The sequence below is a fragment of the Brevundimonas sp. AVps31 genome (assembly GCF_058681355.1).
The window spans coordinates 1492974-1511309 of the sequence record NZ_CM178736.1; the positions used below are offsets into that span (position 1 = coordinate 1492974).

Here is an 18336-nt window from a genome sequence, read left to right on the forward strand (position 1 = left end):
TCAGCGGCTCAGCCCACCCTCCGGTCCTGTGAAAATCTCGTCCGAGAGCCTGTTGAACCTGCTGTCCCCGCTCAAGGCGGCGGACGGCGCGCGCGAGCAGCGGGCGTCGGCGGCGGCCGAGGCGCGGCTGCGGGACTCCAAGGCGGCCGTGGAGACCCTGAAGGGCCGCACCAGCCAGGCGTCGGAAGAGCGCAAGGCCGAGGCCCGCCAGAAGATCGAACAGCTGAAGGCCCGGCTGCAGATGCTGCGGTCGATGGCCAGTATGGACCCCGAGGGCACGGCCCGTCTGGCGGCCCAGCTGGCGCGCGAACTGGGCGCGGCGGTGAAGGCCTATGCGGCCGCGGGCGGAACCGGGGGCGGCGGGGCGGCCGGCGTCGCCGTCCCTGCGCCCTCCGGTGCGGACGCCGCGACGACGGAGACGGGCGATGCGGCCGTCGCGACGGCGGAACCGGCGCCGACCGACCCGACTGCCGACAAGGCCGCCGGGACAACCGAGGACTCCGGCAAGTCCGCCAACCCCTATCAGTCTGTCCTCGACGAACAGCAGGCCCAGGCCGCCGACCTCAGCCGCCGCAGCGGCGAGCAACGCGCCGACCGCGAGTTCATGGCCGATGTGCGCAAGATGGCCGCCGAACTGAAGGCCCTCGTCCGCGCCGCGACGGAGAAGGCCAGGGCTGGCGACGACGACGCCCTGTCGCCGCAGGAGGCGCAGGACCTCGACAGGTCGGTCGCGGAGATGGACCGCCAGATCGGTCAGGCGACCGGCGACATGGGCGGCGGACTGGTGTCGCTGCTGGTCTGACGCCATCGGGGCTCACAGGATGCCGATCCCCCTCAGCCAGGTCTCGACCAGTCCGGGCCACACCGTGTCCGGGCTTTCGTTGCGCCTCAGGCCGAAGGCGTGACCGCCTTTCGCGAACAGATGCACCTCGGACGGAACCCGGGCGGCGTCCAGAGCGCGGGCGTACAGGGTGCTGTTGCAGATGTCGTCCACCGGATCGTCCCAGGCCTGCAGCAGGAAGGTCGGCGGCGTCCGTCCGGTGACGTGCAGGCCGGGGTCCATCGTTCCGCCCCGGCGGCAGATGTGGCCGGGGAAGAAGGCGATGGCGAAGTCGGGACGGCTGCTGACCCGGTCGCTGGCGTCCACGGGCCTGTAGGTCGGCTCGAAGATCGTGCTGGTCTGGGCGACCAGATAGCCGCCGGCCGAAAAGCCCATCACCCCGATCCTGTCGGGATCGATCTCAAGTTCGGCGGCCCGGGCCCGGACGAGGCGGATGGTGCGCTGGGCGTCCTGCAGGGCGCGCGGGACCTCCGGCGTGATGGCGCAGCGGCAGTCATTGTCCCAATGGTGGTTGGTGCCCGGCACCCGGTACTTCGACAGGATGCAGGTGATCCCCTTCGAGGTGATCCAGTCGCAGATTTCCGTACCCTCGATGGTCAGGGCGACGATCTTGAAGCCGCCGCCGGGAAACACGACGATGGCGGCGCCGGTGTTGCGGCCCTTGGGCGGGAAGACCGTCATGGTCGGGACCGAGACGTCGAACGCCGCCTGCGAGGTGTCGCCGTCGATGGCCTCGGGGGTCGGTTTCGTCAGGATGCTTTCCGGGGGCTGGACGATGCCCGCCTGGTCCGGCGCGACGCCGGGCCAGATGGGTGACTGGATCAGGCCGTCGGGCTGCCGCCAGACGCCGACACGGGTCCCGATTTCAGGCTCGGCGCCGTGGGCCGGGACCGCCTGAACCGACTCGGGCGCGGCTCTTTCCGTGCAGGCGATCACACCGACAGCGCCCGCCAGCGTCAGGGCGACGATCAGCATCACTCTCGGTCCGGACATCGGCGCCTCCCCAGTGCCGGGCAGCTAGCCATGGCGGCGGACGTCTCACAAAGGATGAGAACTCCGGCCTGCCCCGAGATAATTTCATGATCGGGGCGCCGAACGAAAACGGGCGGGACCGTCGCCGATCCCGCCCGCTCATGTCAGTCCGGCTTGCGCCCTTACTTGGCCCAAACGCCGTACGGATCGCTCCACGGCATATCCAGCGCCTCGGCCACGGCCGGATAGGTCAGCTCGCCCTTCAGCACGTTCAGGCCGCGCGCCAGGTGCGGGTTGGTCTTCAGCGCGTCCAGACCGTGATCCGCCAGCGCCAGGCCGAAGGGCAGGGTGGCGTTGTTCAGGGCTTCCGACGAGGTGCGCGGGGCGGCGCCCGGCATGTTGGCGACGCAATAGTGGACCACGCCGTCGATCACATAGGTGGGGTCTTCGTGGGTCGTGGCGTGGCTGGTCTCGAAACAGCCACCCTGATCGATGGCGACGTCGACCAGCACCGAGCCGGGCTTCATCGACTTCAGATGCTCTTTCTTGATCAGCTTGGGCGCCTCGGCGCCGGGGACCAGAACCGCGCCGATGATGACGTCGGCCTTGACCAGTTCTTCCTCGATCGCGCCGATGGCGGAGTAGCGGGTGATGACCCGGCCCTGCGTCACCTCATCGATATAGGCCATGCGCGGGATCGAGCGTTCCAGCACGACCACTTCCGCGCCCAGACCCATGGCCATGCGGGCCGCGTTCAGGCCGACGACGCCGCCGCCCAGAACCAGCACCCGCGCCGGGGCCACGCCCGGAACGCCGCAGAACAGCAGGCCCATGCCGCCGTTGTGCTTCAGCAGGGTCTCGGCGGCCGAGAAGACCGCGATCCGGCCGGCGACTTCCGACATCGGCGCCAGCAGCGGCAGGCCGCCTTGCGCGTTCGTCACGGTCTCATAGGCCACGGCGGCGCATTTCGACGCGATCAGGCCCTTGGTCTGCTCGGGATCGGGGGCCAGGTGCAGGTAGGTGAACAGGATCTGGTCTTCGCGGAGCATCTCCCACTCGACCTTCTGCGGCTCCTTCACCTTCACGATCATGTCGTTGCCGGCGAAGATGGTCTTCGCGTCGGCCACGATCTTGGCGCCCGCCTTGACGTAGTCGGCGTCGGTGAAGCCCGCGCCCAGACCGGCGCCCGTCTCGATCGAGACCTCATGGCCGTGGGCCACATATTCACGCACGGCGGTCGGCGTCAGGCCGATGCGGTGCTCGTTCTTCTTGATTTCCTTGGGGACGCCGACGCGCATGGGGAGTTTCCTTGCCTGAACCGGGTACGGGCCACTCTGTGGCGGCCGCGCTTCGCGCGCAATCTAGCGGCGGTCCGCGCGCAGGTTCCTGTTCTTTTCGCTGACTGAACGCCGTACAGTCGCAGAATCTGCGAACGAGGCCGTCAATGAAGACCGTTTCCGCCGTCACCCTTGACGAGACCGACCGGAAGATGCTTCGCGCCCTGCAGGGCGACGGGCGCATGACCAACGCCGATCTGGCCCGCACGGTGAACCTGTCCGAAAGCGCCTGCCTGCGCCGCCTGCGCGCGCTGGAGAGCGAGGGGGTGATCAGCCGCTACGCCGCCATCGTCAACGAACGCGCCGTCGGCCTGCCGATCAGCGTCTTCGTGACGGTGACCCTGTCCTCCCAGGCCGAGGCCTCCCTGACCGCCTTCGAGACCGCCATCGCCACCGTGCCCGAGGTGGTGGAATGCTATCTGATGACCGGCGGCTCGGACTATCTGCTGCGCCTCGTCGTGCGCGACGTCGACGACCTCGAACGCGTCCACTCCCGCGAACTGACCCGCATTCCCGGCGTCACCCGGGTGTCGTCCAGCGTGGCGATGCGCACGGTGGTCAAGCGGGGGGCGCTGCCGGTGTAATCGGCGGGAGCGGGACTGTCGGCCTTATACCCCTCATGTGTCCATATAACCTGAGATAGAAAAAATGGATGCCACGCCCGCCCTTGGTTGGGTTCAGGCGCGGCCGGCACGATTTACACAACCCGGAATATTTGACTTTGCTGCCCGTCCGGGAGCTTTATCCACGCCGTGACCATGCAAGAGAACATCGCCGTCTGGATTGATCGTGAGCCGACCCTTGATGAGGAAGTCGGCGCGCTCGATGACGAGGATACGTTCGAGATGGCGAACCTGTCTGAAGATCAGACCGGCGTGCCCGGCATCATCTTCATCTCGACGCAGATGGGGTCGCACGGGCCTCGCGTGAAATATTATCTGAAGACCGGGCCGGGGCAGGACAGCTTCTCGGTCGCCATCGCTTCCGACCCTCGTGTTCTCGGCAATTCCCTTCCGGATCGGGACCTCGCCAGGGTGGCGCCCCGGGTGATGGATTGGGTCCGGCTGAACCACGAACCGCTGACCCGGTTCTGGTGGGAAGGCCGCTTCTGGACCGACCCCGAGGTCACGGCGTTCAAGGCAGGGCTGACCAAGGTCTGACCTTGCATCCCGCCCCGCCTTCCCCACCTCCACGGTTGCCCCCGGACGCGCCGCCGATGCCGGCCCGGAACGGGAGTTGGAGTCTTTATTTCCGCTCCGAAAATTTTTTGGGCTGGTAGCAGCAGTAGTAACAGGCGGCCGCCGACAGGCCCCCGCCGGACCCCTATTTCAGCGCCAGGGTCACGGCCTTGATGTCCACATACTCGTCGATCCCGTGGACCGACCCCTCCTTGCCGTAGCCCGAGGATTTGACCCCCCCGAAGGCCGCCACGGCGGTCGAGATCAGGCCGGTATTGACCCCGCACATCCCCGCCTCGATCCCCCGCCCGATCCGGAACGCCCGGTCCAGATCGCGGGTGAAGACATAGGACGCCAGGCCGAACTCGCTGTCATTGGCCTTGCCCAGAACCTCGGCCTCGCTCTCGAACGGGAAGACCGGGATCAGCGGGCCGAAGGTCTCCTCCTCGCGGAATAGTTTGTCGTCGCCGCCCAGGGTCACGGTCGGCTGGAAGAACCGCCCGCCCAGCGCATGCCGTGCCCCGCCGGTCAGCACCCGGCCGCCCGCGGCCTGCACCTTCTTCAGATGGTCCTCGACCTTGGTGATGGCCTTGTCTTCGATCAGCGGCCCGACCTTGACGCCGGGTTCGAAGGCCGGTCCCACCGGGACCTTCGCCACCTCGGCGGCCAGCCGGTTCGCATAGTCCTCGGCCACCGACGCCTCGACATAGACCCGGTTCGGGCAGACGCAGGTCTGGCCCGAGTTGCGGAACTTGCCCTTGATCGTCTCGGCCACGGCCAGGTCCAGATCCGCGTCGGCGAAGACGATCAGCGGGGCGGCCCCGCCCAGCTCCATCGACACCCGCTTCAGGGTCGGGGCGCACTGCTCGGCCAGCTTTCGCCCCACCGGGGTCGAGCCGGTGAAGCTCAGCTTGCGGATCTCGGGCGACGCGGTCAGCGCGCCGCCGATGGTCGCCGCATCCCCGGTGATCACGCTCAGCGCGCCCTTGGGCAGGCCCGCCGCATAGGCCAGTTCGGCCAAGGCCAGGGCGGTGAACGGCGTCTGGCTGGCCGGCTTGACCACGGCGGTGCAGCCCGCCGCGAAGGCCGGTCCCAGCTTGCGCGTCAGCATGGCCGCCGGGAAGTTCCACGGGGTGATCAGGGCGCAGGGCCCCACCGCCTCGCGGAAGGTCAGGATGACGTGGCCCAGCGGGCTGTCCTGCGTCTCGCCGATCAGCCGCTCCGCCTGTCCCGCGAACCATTTGATAAAACCATTGGCATAGACGACCTCGCCCTTGGCCTCTTCAAACGGCTTGCCGTTTTCCAGCGCCATCAGGGCGCCCAGGCCCTCGGTGTTCTCGTCGATCAGTCGCGCCCATTCGCGCAGGAAGGCGGCGCGCTTGTGGGGATCAGACCGCGACCAGTCGGGGAAGGCCTCGACCGCCGCCGCGATCGCCCGTTCGGTCTCGGCGACGCCCAGATCGGGGATGTGGCCGATGACCTCGCCGGTGGCGGGATCATCGACCGCGATCCGGGCGGACCCGGTCACGGCCTCGCCCGCGATAAAGGCGTGTTCACGAAGCAGCGCCAGACCGGCGTCGCGGGGAGATGGGGTCATGGTCTTCGTCCGGTTCGGGGGAGGAACGTCAGGAACGCGTCAGTCGCCGATCGTGTCCAGGTCGCGACCCTTGGTCTCCGGCAGCCAGATCAGGCTGACGATGACGGCCACGACCGTGAAGGCGACCGAATACCAGAGGCCGAAATAGATATTCCCGGACGCCGCCACCAGAGCAAAGCTGGCGGCGGGCAGCAGGCCCCCGACCCAGCCCGTGCCGATATTGTACGGCAGGCTCATCGCCGTATAGCGCACCCGCGTCGGGAACAGCTCGACCAGCGCCGCCGCCTGCGGGCCGTACAGGGCGCAGGCCGCGACCATGAAGATCATCAGGATGGCCCAGGTCAGCGGCATGTTGATCCGGGCGGGGTCCGCCTTCGCCGGATAGCCGGCGGCGGTCAGGGCCGCGCGGGCGCGGGTCTCGACCTCGGTGCGGGTGGCCTTCAGGGCGGTGGCGTCGAGACCGGCGCCGTTGGCGGACGCCACCTCGGCCCCGCCGACGCGGATCACGGTCGCCGCGCCCGCCGCCGCATCCACCGTCTCATAGGGGACCCCCGCGTTGGACAGGGCGATCCGGGCGATGTCGCACGAGCTGGTGAAGACCGCCCTGCCGATGGGATCGAACAGCAGGTGACAGTCGGCCGGATCGGCCACGACCGTCACCGGACTGGTGGCCTGCGCCTCGGCCAGCGCCGGGTTTGCGGCTCGCGTCAGGGCATGGAAGCCCGGGAAGAAGGCGACCAGCGCCAGGATCATCCCGAACAGCATCACCGGCTTGCGCCCGATCCGGTCCGACAGCCAGCCGAAGAAGATGTAGAGGAAGGCCGAGGCGACGGTGACCAGCAGCACCAGCTGATCCACCGTATTGGTATCGACCTTAAGCACCTTCTCCATGAAGAACCGGGTGTAGAAATACCCGCAGTACCAGACCGCGCCCTGGGCGATCATGATGCCGAACAGGGCGATCAGGACGAAGCGGGCGTTCTTCCATTCGAGGAAAGACTCCCGGAAGGGCGCGCGGTTCTCGCCGGCCTCCTCCTCCATCCGCTGATAGGCCGGGCTCTCGTTCAGCTTCAGCCGGATCCACAGCGACACCGCCAGCAGCAGGGCCGACAGCAGGAAGGGGATGCGCCAGCCCCACTCGTCGAACGCCGCCGTCCCGACGATGGCGCGGGTGATCAGGATGACCGCCAGCGCACCGATCAGGCCCATGGCCGCCGTCGTCTGGATCCAGCCGGTCAGCAGGCCGCGCTTTTTGATCGGCGCGTGCTCCGCGACATAGATGGCCGCCCCGCCGTACTCGCCGCCCAGGGCGAACCCCTGCAGCATCCGCATGATCAGCAGCAGGATGGGCGCCGCGATGCCGATGGTCCCGAAGTCCGGCAACAGACCGATGGCCACCGTCGCCAGACCCATCATGGTGATGGTCACGAGGAAGGTCGTCTTGCGCCCGGTCTTGTCGCCGAACCAGCCGAACACCAGCGCGCCCAGCGGCCGGACGACAAACCCCAGCCCGAAGGTCAGCAGGGCCATGATGTAGCTGACGGTCTCGCCGGCATCGGCGAAGAAATGCTTGGCGATCAACGTCGCCAGAGAGCCGAAGACAAAGAAGTCGTACCATTCGAAGGCCGTGCCGGCCGCCGAGGCTCCGACCACCGTCTTCAGGCCCGGGCCCTTCGGCCCCTCAGTCGCTACCGTCATTCAGAACCTCCCCGCGCCATCTGCGGACGCTTCAGGGCCGATGCTGAACGGGCCTCGCGCCGGGCGCAAGCGTCAACCGGGCGCTGAAAAAGCGAAGGCCCGCCGGTGGGGGAACCGGCGGGCCTCTTTCAACCGTCTGCGTGTCGGGGGAACCGCAAACGGGAACTGGAAATCAGATTTAGTTCTTGGCTTCTTCCGCGGCGCCGGTCACGGCGTTGCCGGCGGCGGAGGCGTCACGGCCCACGCCCGACACGGTGTTGCAGGCGGCGGTGGTCAGGGCGGCGGCGGCGGCGACCAGGATGAAAATCTTGCGCATCGGGTGAACTCCAAAAGCCAGGGGAGGCGTCTGCCGTATCAACGGCGCGGCGCCGCTACGGTTCCCAGATCCGTCGGGTCTGTCGGCACAATTGCTTCCGGCGTCGCGAAGGTCATGCGGGCGACGGTTCCGCCGCCCTCCGCCGGGACCATTTCGACCTCTCCGCGCAGCTGCTTGGCGAAGGCGCCCATCAGGGTTCGGCCGACGCCGGCGCGTTCGGTCTCGCTGACGCCGGGCCCATTGTCCTGCACTTCCAGCACGCTGCGCTCACCCTGCACCCGGAAGCGAACCTTCAGGTCGCCGCCGCGTCCGGCGAAGGCGTGCTTCTGGGCATTCGTCACCGCCTCGACCAGCCACAGGGCCAGCGGCGCCAGCTTGTCGGGATCGACCACCAGCGAGTCCGCCTCCACCGAAGAGGTCACCAGATGTCCACGCCCGCTTTCGCTGGCGATCAGCTGGCCGACCAGTTCGGTCAGGAAGATGCGGGCGTCCGCATAGCGCAGGTCGTCGCTCTGGTAGAGGGTGCGGTAGATCAGGGCCAGGGCCGAGATCCGCTGACGGGTATCGCCCACCGCCGCCTTGGCCTGTTCGTCCGTCAGCGCCCGCTGCTGCATCGACAGCAGGGATGAGATGATCTGCAGGTTGTTCTTCACCCGGTGGTGGATCTCGCGCATCAGCGCGTCCTTCTCCTCGACGGAGGCCAGCAGGGCGGCGTCGCGGGTGGTGATGGTCTCGGCCAGTTCGTCCAGCGTCCTGGCCAGCACCCGGATTTCGGACGGCGCATTGATCGCCTGAACGGGACGAACGGAGAAGCGACCGCGCGCATAGATGGCGGCGACCCGCTCCAGATAGTTCAGCCAGCGGACGACGATCCGTTCGCTGAACAGCATCACCGAAACAAAGGCCGCCAGCCAGGCCGCCAGCGGCATCGCCAGCAGGCCGACCGGGTTCAGTCGCGCCCAGGACAGCAGGCCGGGAGAGGGGGCTGACAGCAGGGCGTAGACATCCCGCCCGGCCAGCGCCGCGCCGGCGAAGACCCGGTGACGGCCGTCGGAGTCGGCTTCGAAGATGGAAGACCCGCTTTCACGCGCCCGATCGACCCAGCCGGCCAGCTTGGGCTCGCCTTCGAGCATGAAGACGTCGGGATCGCTTGCGGTCAGGATCCGCCCCTGCGCATCGGTCAGGGCCGCCTCGGACCCTTCGGGCAAGGCGGCGTCGGCGACGTCAGGCTGGAGTGAGGCCAGCGGGATGACGGCGATCATGGCCCCGTCAAATGCGCCCATGGGACGCTCAAGGCGCAGGGCGACGATCAGTCCGGGCGCGCGCCCCGGGACAGCGGGGGCCCGGGCCAGCACGGTGCTCTCACCCGAGCGCAGGCGCTGGAACCAGGCGCTGCGGCGGGCGTCCATCAGCCAGGGCGGCGGCGCGGCGCCGAGGGCCTGGGAGGCGCAGGTCGTCTGACCCGTGGACGTCAGACGCGCCAGTCCGTCGAGGTCGTCCAGTCGATCGACGAGCGCCGTCAGTCGGGGCTCGCAGAAGATTTCCAGCGCTTCGGGCCGCAGGGCCTGAAGCAGGACGCTGGTGGAATCGAGCCGCGCCTTGGCGCTGGCGGCGGTGCGCTCCGCGGCCAGTTGCAGGTCCTGCCGCCGCTCTATGTCCTGGTCGCGGAACTGCTGCTGCGCCTGGAAGGCGCCCAGCAGCAGGATCGGCAACAGGGCGAGCGCCAGGGCGACGCCCAGCCGGAACCGGATGCCTTGGAATTTCGGCTGGGCCAATCCCCGTCCAAGTGCGCGTCCGAGCCGCACCCGATCAGTTCCGGACGCTGCTCAGGCGGTCCGCGGCGGCGAGAATGGAACGCATGGCGTCACCGGCGGCCCTGCCGTCGCGGGCGTATCCGCCCTTCTCGAGCGTGGCCTGCAGCGCCTTGCGGGCGCGGGAGACACGGCTTTTCACCGTGCCGACAGCGCACTGACAGATTTCAGCGGCTTCTTCGTAGGCGAAGCCGCCGGCGCCGACGAGGATCAGCGCTTCCCGCTGCTCTTCCGGCAAGGTGGCCAGCGCCAGGCGCAGCTCATCCAGGGCGACGGGCGATTCCGGATCGTCGACGGCGACCAGGGTCCGCTCGGCGGCTTCCTGATCGAGCTGCGACTGACGCCAGGAACGACGCTTTTCGGAGTAGAATTGATTGCGCAGGATCATGAAGGTCCAGGCTTTCATATTGGTGCCCATCTGATAGCTGGCGCGGGCGTCCCACGCCTTCATCATGGCGTCCTGGGCCAGATCGTCGGCCGCGGTGGGGTCGCCGGTCAGGGTGCGCGCGAAGGCCCGCAGGTGCGGGATCAGGGCGACCAGCTCCTTCTTGAAGGCATTGTCGTCAGCCGACGGCGGCTTGGGGGCGGCGCTCATGCGCCGCTCCCGCCCGTGCCGCGCTCATCGGCGCGGCGCAGGATGTCCAGAAACTCGTCGGGCACGGGCTCGTTCACCACCTCGTCGAACATATGCCTCAGCTTCACGCCGATGGCCTGTTGACGCAGGCGGGCCTCCTCGAGGCCGGCGCCGCCCTTGGCCGGTTTCCCCGAAGGGTTCGTGTTTTCTGTCATGGAAATTGGTCGCCACCCACTACTTGTAGAAGCCCGAAACGCCACGCCCCGGCTCGGGTTCCGGTCATAAGCCCAAAATATGCTGAAGCTTTGGCAGCAGGGGTCGGGAACCGTGGCTGATTTGGTACGTTTCGGGTGACTGCTGCGGTCCCGCTTCCGGGGCTGCAATCCTGTCGGGGACTTCGAGTATGAGCCTGCTGGCCCGCCTTGCGCCGCACCTTCCCTATGTTCGCCGTTACGCTCGCGCGCTGACCGGCGATCAGACCACCGGTGACAACTACGTCCGGGTCGCGCTTGAAGCGCTGGCCGCCGGTGAACGCCAGCTGCCGGCCGAAATGACGCCGCGCGTGGCCCTGTACCATGTGTTTCACGCCATCTGGGCCTCGACCGGCGCCCAGCTGGAAGACAAGAGCGGCATCGAGGGACGCGACGATCCGTCGGGCCGGCTGATGCGCATCGCGCCCAAGTCGCGCCAGGCCTTCCTCCTGACCGCGCTTGAAGGCTTCACCCCGTCGGAAGCCGCCCAGATCCTGGACGCGGATGCTCTGGACGTCGAACGCCTGATCTCGGAAGCCCAGTCCGACATCGACGCCGAGCTGGCCACCGACGTTCTCATCATCGAGGACGAAGCCATCATCTCGGCCGATATCGAAAGCCTGGTGAAGGAACTCGGTCACCGCGTGACCGGCACCGCCACCACCCATGACGAAGCCGTGGACGCCGTGTCGCGTCATCGCCCGGGTCTGGTGCTGGCCGACATCCAGCTGGCCGACGGTTCGTCGGGCATTGATGCGGTCAAGGACATCCTGAAGCGCATCGACGTGCCGGTGATCTTCATCACCGCCTTCCCGGAACGCCTGCTGACCGGCGAGCGTCCGGAGCCGACCTTCCTGATCACCAAGCCGTTCCAGCCGGAGACGGTGAAGGCGGCGATCAGCCAGGCGCTGTTCTTCCATCCTTCGCGTCAGAAGGAAGCGGCCTGACCGTTTCCGCCTTCCGGGAATATGAGAAAGGCCCCGGTCATCTGACCGGGGCCTTTTTTCTTGAGGCGTTTTGCCTACTGCGCCGGCGCGTTGACGTTGGCGGTGTCGCCGGGCGTGGGGGCGGTCGGTTGGCCCGTCGTGGTGGTGGGGGCGTCGGAGGAGGGCGTGACGTCGCTGAAGGTTTGCGCTTCGGCCGCCTTCTCGTTGCTGGACGGCTCCAGATTGTTGAAGCTGCCGTTGGTCACCAGCCACAGGCCCAGCAGCAGCACCGCCGCCGCGCCCGCGGAGACGACCAGCAACAGCAGGATGCGGACCCCGCTGCGGCCCTGACGCACATACTGCGCCTCGATCGGGCGACCCTCGTGGACAGCGTCCGCGACCTTGTCGTGGGGGGATTCATGGCTCATGTCGGTCTCCCGGACTGTTCAAATTAATATCCGGTTCAACGCCGCCCAGGGCAGCGGCGTTCCGGTTCGCGGGCAGGGCGAAAAAACGCCCACCGGCCTGGAACCGGTTTGAGGAGACCTCGTTATCTGTCTGCGGAGGCGGCGACGCCCCCCCGACTTGAGACTGGCGAAAGCCGGTCTGTCGCCTCCGCGCCTCATTCTCGATGATGCCACTTCAAGGCGGACCCGTTGCGGTCCGCCTTTTTCTTTTCTCCGGCTGGACAGGCGCGTGGCGCGCGCCACTATGCGTCTACAAAGAAAACCCGGAGAAAACGTCATGGCTCGAACCAACCGTCAGTGGGTGCTGCGCCAACGACCCAAGGGTCTGATCCAGCCGGGCGACCTCGAACTGATCGACGCCCCGCTTCCCGAACTGAAGGATGCGGAAATCCTCGTTCGCACCGTCTATCTGTCGCTCGATCCGACGAACCGCACCTGGATGAACGAGGCCGAGGGCTATCTGCCCGCCGTTCCGCTGGGCGGGGTGATGCGCGGCCTGACCCTGGGCGTGGTCGAGGACAGCAAGTCCGGTCGGTTCGCCGTCGGCGACGTCATCACCACCGCTGCAGGAGGCTGGGCCGACTATGCCGTCATTCCCGACGGCGCGGCCTCGCGGGTTCACCGCGCCCCGGGTCTGCCGCTGACGGCCAACATGTCCGTACTGGGCATGACGGGCATGACCGCCTGGGCGGGGGTCACGGATGTGCTGAAGGCGCAGGCGGGCGAAACCATCGTCATCTCCGCCGCCGCCGGCGCGGTCGGCTCCATCGCCGGCCAGATCGCCAAGGCCCGTGGCGCCCGTGTCATCGGCATCGCCGGCGGGCCCGAGAAATGCCGCTGGCTGACCGAGGACCTCGGGTTCGACGCCGCCATTGACTACAAGGGCGAGGATGTCGGCGAGGCTCTGGACCGCCTGGCTCCCGACGGCTTCGAGATGAATTTCGAGAACGTCGGCGGCGACATCATGATCGCCGTCTTCAATCGCCTGAAGGTGCACGGCCGCATGGCCGTCTGCGGCCTGATCTCGTCCTACAATGCGACCCGCATGCCGCCGTCGCCGAATTTCAGCCGGATCATCACCCACCGCCTCGACGTGAAGGGCTTCCTGGTCCTCGACTATGGTCATCGCGGCAAGGAGATGGTGGCCGAGGTCGGCCCGATGCTGGCCGACGGTCGGGTGAAGTGGAAGGTCCACGTCGACGACGGTCTGGAGGTCGCGCTGGAGTCGCTGAATCGCTTGTTCACGGGCGACCACGACGGCAAGCTGCTGGTTCGGGTGTCGGAAGAGCCGGCCGCCTGACGGAGCGCCTGGCATGACCGAGAACCTGCACGTCCATTTCGAGGATCTGGGCGTCGGAGAGGTGGTGCCGCTGGGCGCCTGTATGGTCGATCAGGCGGCGATGGAGGTGTTCATCGAACGCTTCCTGCCCGGCTGGGACCCGGCCTATGGCGCGCCCGACGCCATGGTCTATGTCCTGTGGAGCCGCCTGTTCGCCGACAAGGCGGCGGGCTGGGCCCAGTCCAAGGTGCTGGCCGTCGACGGTCTACGCTACCTGCGCAACCCGCCCGCGGGCGAGCTAATGCGGGGCCGGGTCACCATCATGGGCAAGGATCCGGTCGGCGACGAAAAGGGCATCGTCATCGCCCAGCAGGATTTGCTGGATGAAGCCGGCCGGCTGGTCTTCTCCTGCCTGACGCGGTCTCTGCTGGCGCGTCGGTGACGGGAACGCGGTGAGGCGTGACTGGTGATTGGCGAGTCATAGGCCCGGTGACCGAGCCGGTCTGATGCAAAGAAAAAGCCCCGTCCGGCGAACCGGGCGGGGCTTCTTTTTTGATCGATCAGAAAGCGCGGTGACCGGCGACCCAATGGCCCCCGATCACCAGTCACCTATCATTCAAGAGGGGGTCACGCGTTCGCGGCGACCGGCTGTTGCTGCGCCTTCTGGAAGGCCATCGCGATCAGGCGGTCCCAGCCCAGCAGCGACACCAGGTGGGCGTAGATCTGGCCCAGGGCGCCGTTGTCGCGCAGTTCGGCCAGTTTCTCGGCCGACAGGTTTTTCAGCTTGTCTTCCGAAACGGCGAAATATTCGGCCAGCTTCTGCGGGGCGCCGGCGGTGCCGTCGGCGTTGCGCGGGGTGAAGACGGCTTCCTTGCTTTCAAACAGGTCGAGTTCGGTCAGCAGGCCGACGAAGGCCTCGGTGCGCTGACGCTCCTGTTCGAAATTGTTGCAGAACTCCATGGCCTGCTGGACGTAGGCCGACGGCTGGTCGCCGTCGAACAGCGGCGTCTGGCCGCCTTCCTTCAGGAAGGTCGCGCCGCGATCGACGCACAGGATCAGGCGCTTCTGGACGTCGTCGTTGGCGAAGACGAACGGGTAGCGGCGGATGTAGGCCGGGATGTAGGCCTCGGGGCGGAAGTCGCCGTCGTCGCTGACGAACAGGTTCTCGCCCGAGCGCAGGCCCATCACGGCGACGGGCTGCCGGGCTTCACCGGCGAAGATCACCGGGTAGGACAGGGTGGCCGGAGCGAACTCGGTCACGGTCAGCGGCACCAGGTTGGTGACGCCCGCGAAGGCGTAGGGCTTGTCGACCGGATCGACCCCCAGCTTGCCATGGGCTTCGACCGACAGCGGCTCGGGCTGGCTGTAGAACAGGACATTGCCGGACAGGCCGGCGTTCTGGGCGGTGGTGTCGGTCATGGACGCAGTCTGGCTCTGTAAAAAAGAGGAAGGCGGGCCTTCTAGCCCACAGTTCGCGGACCGGCAAACGGGCTCGCCTTCCACGCTCTTCTAGAAGCGGTAGCTGACGCCCATCCGCAGGTTGCGGCCGGGCAGCGGAGCGATGTCCTTGAGGAAGCTGACGTGCTCGCGCGCCTCCTCGTCCGTCAGGTTGTGCCCCTCGGCGAAGACCGAGATGTTGCGGTCGCGGAACGGGCGCCAGACACCGGACAGGTTCACCAGGGTGTAGCTGTCGGTGCCCAGCTCATACTCGGCCAGACGATCCTGCTCCCCGACGTGACGGATCTCGAAGGTGGCGTCGAACGGGGTGGAGGTCCAGACCAGACGGCCGGTCACACTGTAGGGCGGGATCCGCGCCGCGGGCCCCAGATCGGTGTCGGCGTGCACATAATCCGCCGCGCCTTCCAGCGACAGCGCCCGGGCGCCCGACGCCCAGAGTTCATACGAGGCCTCGGCCTCGAAACCGCGGAATTCCGCGCCCGTCTGGGTGAACTGGAAGACCGGGAATTCCTCGCCGTCATCGATGAAGACGGCGCCGGTCGCCCGTTCGTCGATGAAGCCGTCGTATTTGGACGCATAGACGTGCAGGTCGCCCCGGAACTTGCCGGCGTCATAGTGGACGGTGCCTTCCAGCGTGGTGACCTTCTCGTTGTCGAGGGTCGCGTCGCCGGTTTCATAGACGGCGGTGGCGATGTGCAGGCCGTCCGCGAACAGCTCGACCTCGGACGGCGCGCGCTCGTTGTGCGCCAGGCTCAGGCCCAGGAAGAGGTTGTGCGTCGGGCGGATGAAGGCGGCGGCCGACCCCGACCAGTTGTCGAAGCTGCGGTCCACGCGGGCGCCGCCGTCCAGCGGATTGGCGGCCAGCGAGCGACGGTCGTAACGCAGCCCGCCTTCCAGACCCCAACGGTCGCGATCAAGGCGCTGGATCGTATAGATGCCGGCCTCCTCGATCTTGCTGGAGGGAACGAAGGCTTCGTCGCCGATGGCCTCGAAGCTGCGGGACAGGGCCTGGACGCCGACGGCGCCGTTCCAGCCGTTGCGTTCGCGCTGGACCAGATCGACCCGGGCTTCCTGACCGTCCGAGTTGAAGACGGTGCCCGGCTCGCCCGGCGCCTCGAATTCGGTATGGGTGTATTCGGCGTGACCGGCGGAGCCCCGCAGCGCCTGGAAGGGGCCGCTGTCAAAGCGCAGCTCGCCGCGAATGTCCTCGCGGGTCTGCTTCAGCTCGATGAACACGTCGGGCTCGGCCACCGTGCCGTAGGTCGAGGACAGGTCCTTGTAGGACGCGCCGAGATAGCCGCGCGAGCCGATGTAGGACGCGCCCAGGCCCCAGCTTTCCAGCTGCGAGAAGCTGTTCGGCTGCGTCCCGCCGTCGCCGCGCGAAAGGCCTTCGGCGTCGGCCAGACGCTGCGAAATGGCGGGGGCGGGGATGTCGTAGTCCGAAGCGTCCTTCTTCACGCCTTCGACGTTCACGGCGATGGGGCCGAGGGCGAAGGTGGCGCGGCCCGAGGCGGCCCAGCCGTCATCGACGCTCGACGCCTGGGTCGAGACCAGGCCGTCCACGCCGTCCGGCAGGGCGTCCGGAATGCGGTCGTCCAGCACATTGACCACGCCGCCGATGGCGCTGCCGCCATAGGCGAGGGTCGCCGGGCCCCGCACGATCTCGATCCGGTTGGCTTCGGCCGGGTCGGTGGCGACCTGGTGGTCCGGCGAAACCGAACTGGCGTCGATCAGGCCGATGCCGTTGGTCAGGACCTGCACGCGCGGGCCCGACAACCCCCGAATGACCGGACGGCTGGCGCCCGGCGCGAAGTCGGTCGAGCGGACGCCCGGCAGGCCGTTGACCAGATCGCCCAGCGACGCCGCCGGCGCCTGGGCCAGGGTCTGCTCGTCGATCACGGTGGTGGCGATGGTGGTGGCGCGCCGATTGATCCCGAACGGCGCGCCGGTGACGACGACTTCGTCCAACTGGGTCGAAGACTGCGGCGGCGCGGCCTGGGCGGAGGCGGCGCCCGTCAGCGCGCCCCAGCCGAGAGCGGTCAGCAGGGCGGTGCGGGAAACGGCGGCGAGGATCATGGGGAGGACGCTTCAAACGGTGACGATAGTTGGGTGTTATGAGATAACATCACATCAAGTCAAGCCGCGCGCGGTTGCGGCGACCTCAGGGAAGCATTAGCTGTCGCCCCATGGGCGACGCCTGCCATCACCATCATCATGACGGTCCGCCGTCCGCCTCGACCGTGGCCTCGGCGCTGGCCGCCGCCGGCGCGCGCCTGACGGGCGAGGGCGAGCGCATGACCCCGGCCCGCCTGCGGGTGCTGGAGCTGCTGCTGGCGGCGGGTGAGCCGGTGAAGGCCTATGACCTGATCGCGCGCTTCGGCGAGGACGGGCAGCCGGCCAAGCCGCCGACCGTCTATCGCGCGCTGGAGTTTCTGGAGCGCAAGGGGCTGGCTCACCGCATCGCCTCCATCAGCGCCTATGTCGCCTGTTCGTCCGGACCTGCGGATCACTCGGCCGCCTTCCTGATCTGTGACTGCTGTGGCGCGACGCAGGAGGTCGCGGCGGCGGTCGCCGAAGGCCTGGACCGCGCCGCCGGCGCTGCGGGCTACGAGATTACGCGCACCACCATCGAGGCCCACGGCCGCTGCCCGGCGTGTCGCGTCGCCGCCTGACCGGAAAGTCGGTTTTTCTGGAAAACCCCGGCCCGGGCCTCTATCTCTCCGCCATGGATGCGATCCGGCTCTCCCCGCCCCGCCGTCTGAACCTGCCGGTCGAGAACCGCTGGGGCGCGGGTGATATGTCCGTGCTCGACTTCGGCGATCCGAAACGGCCCGTCGATCTGGTCTTCGTCCACGCCAACGGCTTCAACGCCATGACCTACCGCAGTCTGCTGGCGCCCCTGTCGGGGACGCTGCGCATCTGGGCGCTGGACCTTCGGGGACATGGCCAGACCACCCTGCCGACGCGACGTGAGGATCGTCGGGGCTGGATCGATCACCGGGACGATCTGGTCGCCCTGCTGGACGCGCTGGAGGGGCCGCCGGTGGTGATGGCCGGTCATTCCATGGGCGGCACCTCGGCCCTGCTGGCCGCCGCGGAGCGCCCGGACAGGGTGTCGAAGCTGGTGCTGATGGATCCGGTCATCTGGGGGCGGCTGACGGTCGCCCTGTTCCAGCTGCCGCTGTTTGACCGCATGGCGTCTCATATCCCGCTGGTGAAGGGGGCGCTGCGCCGCCGCGCGGTGTTCGACAGCCGGGAGCAGGCGCTGGCCGCCTATTCGGGGCGCGGCGCCTTCCGGGGCTGGCCCGAGATGATGATCGCCGACTACCTGACCGACGGCCTGGTCGAGACCCCCGACGGCTACACCCTGGCCTGCGCGCCGGACTGGGAGGCGTCGAACTATGCGGCCCAGTCCCATGATCCGTGGCGGGCGCTGAAGCGGGTGAACCGTCCGGTGCGCATCCTCAAGGCCGAGGCGGGCTCCACCTGCCATCCCTCGCCGGGCCTGCGCGGCCTGCCCGACGTCACCGTCGAGACGGTGCACGGGGGCACCCATTTCTTCCCCATGCTCAAGTCCGACGTCGCCCGCGACGCCCTGTTCGACGCGGCGGTCTGAAGCCACGCTGGCGCC

General features: G+C 68.1%; 19 protein-coding genes. 8 read left to right on the top strand and 11 right to left on the bottom strand.

Features of this window, described 5'->3' with window-relative positions:
• Positions 1 to 52 precede the first annotated feature (52 nt).
• A complete protein-coding gene (locus ACW174_RS07130; RefSeq protein WP_492016953.1) occupies positions 53 to 802 on the top strand; it encodes a hypothetical protein in 750 nt (249 codons plus the stop codon).
• A gap of 12 nt (positions 803 to 814) precedes the next feature.
• On the opposite strand, the gene ACW174_RS07135 is transcribed toward ACW174_RS07130, so the two are convergent.
• Together ACW174_RS07135 and ald are read right to left on the bottom strand one after the other, a co-directional pair.
• On the bottom strand, positions 815 to 1834 hold the full coding sequence (locus tag ACW174_RS07135) for an alpha/beta hydrolase (protein ID WP_492016954.1): 1020 nt from the start codon (positions 1832 to 1834) through the stop codon (positions 815 to 817).
• Positions 1835 to 1995: 161 nt separating this feature from the next.
• On the bottom strand, positions 1996 to 3111 hold the full coding sequence (gene ald / locus ACW174_RS07140) for an alanine dehydrogenase (RefSeq protein ID WP_492016955.1): 1116 nt from the start codon (positions 3109 to 3111) through the stop codon (positions 1996 to 1998).
• Between the two features lie 146 nt (positions 3112 to 3257).
• Between ald and ACW174_RS07145 the strand changes: the two genes are divergently transcribed.
• Complete coding sequence (locus ACW174_RS07145) at positions 3258 to 3734, top strand: Lrp/AsnC family transcriptional regulator (protein WP_492016956.1); 477 nt, start codon at positions 3258 to 3260, stop codon at positions 3732 to 3734.
• Between the two features lie 168 nt (positions 3735 to 3902).
• The gene (locus tag ACW174_RS07150; RefSeq protein WP_492016957.1) at positions 3903 to 4310 is read left to right on the top strand and encodes a hypothetical protein; all 408 of its coding nucleotides are present in this window, start codon (positions 3903 to 3905) and stop codon (positions 4308 to 4310) included.
• Between the two features lie 163 nt (positions 4311 to 4473).
• On the opposite strand, the gene ACW174_RS07155 is transcribed toward ACW174_RS07150, so the two are convergent.
• From ACW174_RS07155 to nepR, 6 genes are all read right to left on the bottom strand, one after another.
• Positions 4474 to 5925, bottom strand: a complete 1452-nt coding sequence (locus ACW174_RS07155) for an NAD-dependent succinate-semialdehyde dehydrogenase (RefSeq protein WP_492016958.1) — start codon at positions 5923 to 5925, stop codon at positions 4474 to 4476.
• 39 nt (positions 5926 to 5964) lie between these two features.
• Entirely contained in the window at positions 5965 to 7623 is a 1659-nt protein-coding gene (locus tag ACW174_RS07160) for an MFS transporter (RefSeq protein WP_492016959.1), read from the bottom strand.
• Positions 7624 to 7801: 178 nt separating this feature from the next.
• Positions 7802 to 7939, bottom strand: coding sequence for an entericidin EcnA/B family protein (locus tag ACW174_RS07165; RefSeq protein ID WP_376859470.1), 138 nt, complete (start codon positions 7937 to 7939; stop codon positions 7802 to 7804).
• 38 nt (positions 7940 to 7977) lie between these two features.
• Entirely contained in the window at positions 7978 to 9714 is a 1737-nt protein-coding gene (phyK, locus tag ACW174_RS07170; protein WP_492016960.1) for a sensor histidine kinase PhyK, read from the bottom strand.
• Between the two features lie 34 nt (positions 9715 to 9748).
• Complete coding sequence (locus ACW174_RS07175) at positions 9749 to 10345, bottom strand: sigma-70 family RNA polymerase sigma factor (protein WP_492016962.1); 597 nt, start codon at positions 10343 to 10345, stop codon at positions 9749 to 9751.
• Positions 10342 to 10539 carry an anti-sigma T factor NepR gene (gene nepR / locus ACW174_RS07180; RefSeq protein WP_492016963.1) on the bottom strand — a complete coding sequence of 66 codons (198 nt, stop codon included), beginning with the start codon at positions 10537 to 10539 and terminating at the stop codon, positions 10342 to 10344. The genes ACW174_RS07175 and nepR overlap by 4 nt, the downstream gene beginning before the upstream one ends.
• Before the next feature lie 188 nt (positions 10540 to 10727).
• Between nepR and phyR the strand changes: the two genes are divergently transcribed.
• On the top strand, positions 10728 to 11522 hold the full coding sequence (gene phyR, locus ACW174_RS07185; RefSeq protein WP_492016964.1) for an anti-anti sigma factor/receiver protein PhyR: 795 nt from the start codon (positions 10728 to 10730) through the stop codon (positions 11520 to 11522).
• A 74-nt stretch (positions 11523 to 11596) separates the two neighbouring features.
• On the opposite strand, the gene ACW174_RS07190 is transcribed toward phyR, so the two are convergent.
• Positions 11597 to 11929 carry a hypothetical protein gene (locus tag ACW174_RS07190; protein ID WP_492016965.1) on the bottom strand — a complete coding sequence of 111 codons (333 nt, stop codon included), beginning with the start codon at positions 11927 to 11929 and terminating at the stop codon, positions 11597 to 11599.
• Positions 11930 to 12245: 316 nt separating this feature from the next.
• On the opposite strand from ACW174_RS07190, the gene ACW174_RS07195 reads away from it, so the two are divergent.
• Together ACW174_RS07195 and ACW174_RS07200 are read left to right on the top strand one after the other, a co-directional pair.
• A complete protein-coding gene (locus ACW174_RS07195; RefSeq protein ID WP_492016966.1) occupies positions 12246 to 13268 on the top strand; it encodes an NADP-dependent oxidoreductase in 1023 nt (340 codons plus the stop codon).
• Positions 13269 to 13281: 13 nt separating this feature from the next.
• Positions 13282 to 13689 carry an acyl dehydratase gene (locus ACW174_RS07200; RefSeq protein ID WP_492016967.1) on the top strand — a complete coding sequence of 136 codons (408 nt, stop codon included), beginning with the start codon at positions 13282 to 13284 and terminating at the stop codon, positions 13687 to 13689.
• Between the two features lie 185 nt (positions 13690 to 13874).
• Here ACW174_RS07200 and ACW174_RS07205 read toward each other — a convergent pair whose 3' ends face one another.
• Entirely contained in the window at positions 13875 to 14666 is a 792-nt protein-coding gene (locus tag ACW174_RS07205) for a SapC family protein (RefSeq protein WP_492016968.1), read from the bottom strand.
• A 90-nt stretch (positions 14667 to 14756) separates the two neighbouring features.
• Complete coding sequence (locus ACW174_RS07210) at positions 14757 to 16781, bottom strand: TonB-dependent receptor (RefSeq protein WP_492016969.1); 2025 nt, start codon at positions 16779 to 16781, stop codon at positions 14757 to 14759.
• Between the two features lie 110 nt (positions 16782 to 16891).
• Here ACW174_RS07210 and ACW174_RS07215 point away from each other — a divergent pair, with 110 nt between their 5' ends.
• Positions 16892 to 17377, top strand: coding sequence for a Fur family transcriptional regulator (locus ACW174_RS07215; protein WP_492016970.1), 486 nt, complete (start codon positions 16892 to 16894; stop codon positions 17375 to 17377).
• Between the two features lie 53 nt (positions 17378 to 17430).
• Positions 17431 to 18321: an alpha/beta hydrolase gene (locus tag ACW174_RS07220; RefSeq protein WP_492017250.1), complete on the top strand. Its 891-nt coding sequence runs from the start codon at positions 17431 to 17433 to the stop codon at positions 18319 to 18321.
• Positions 18322 to 18336: the final 15 nt, after the last annotated feature.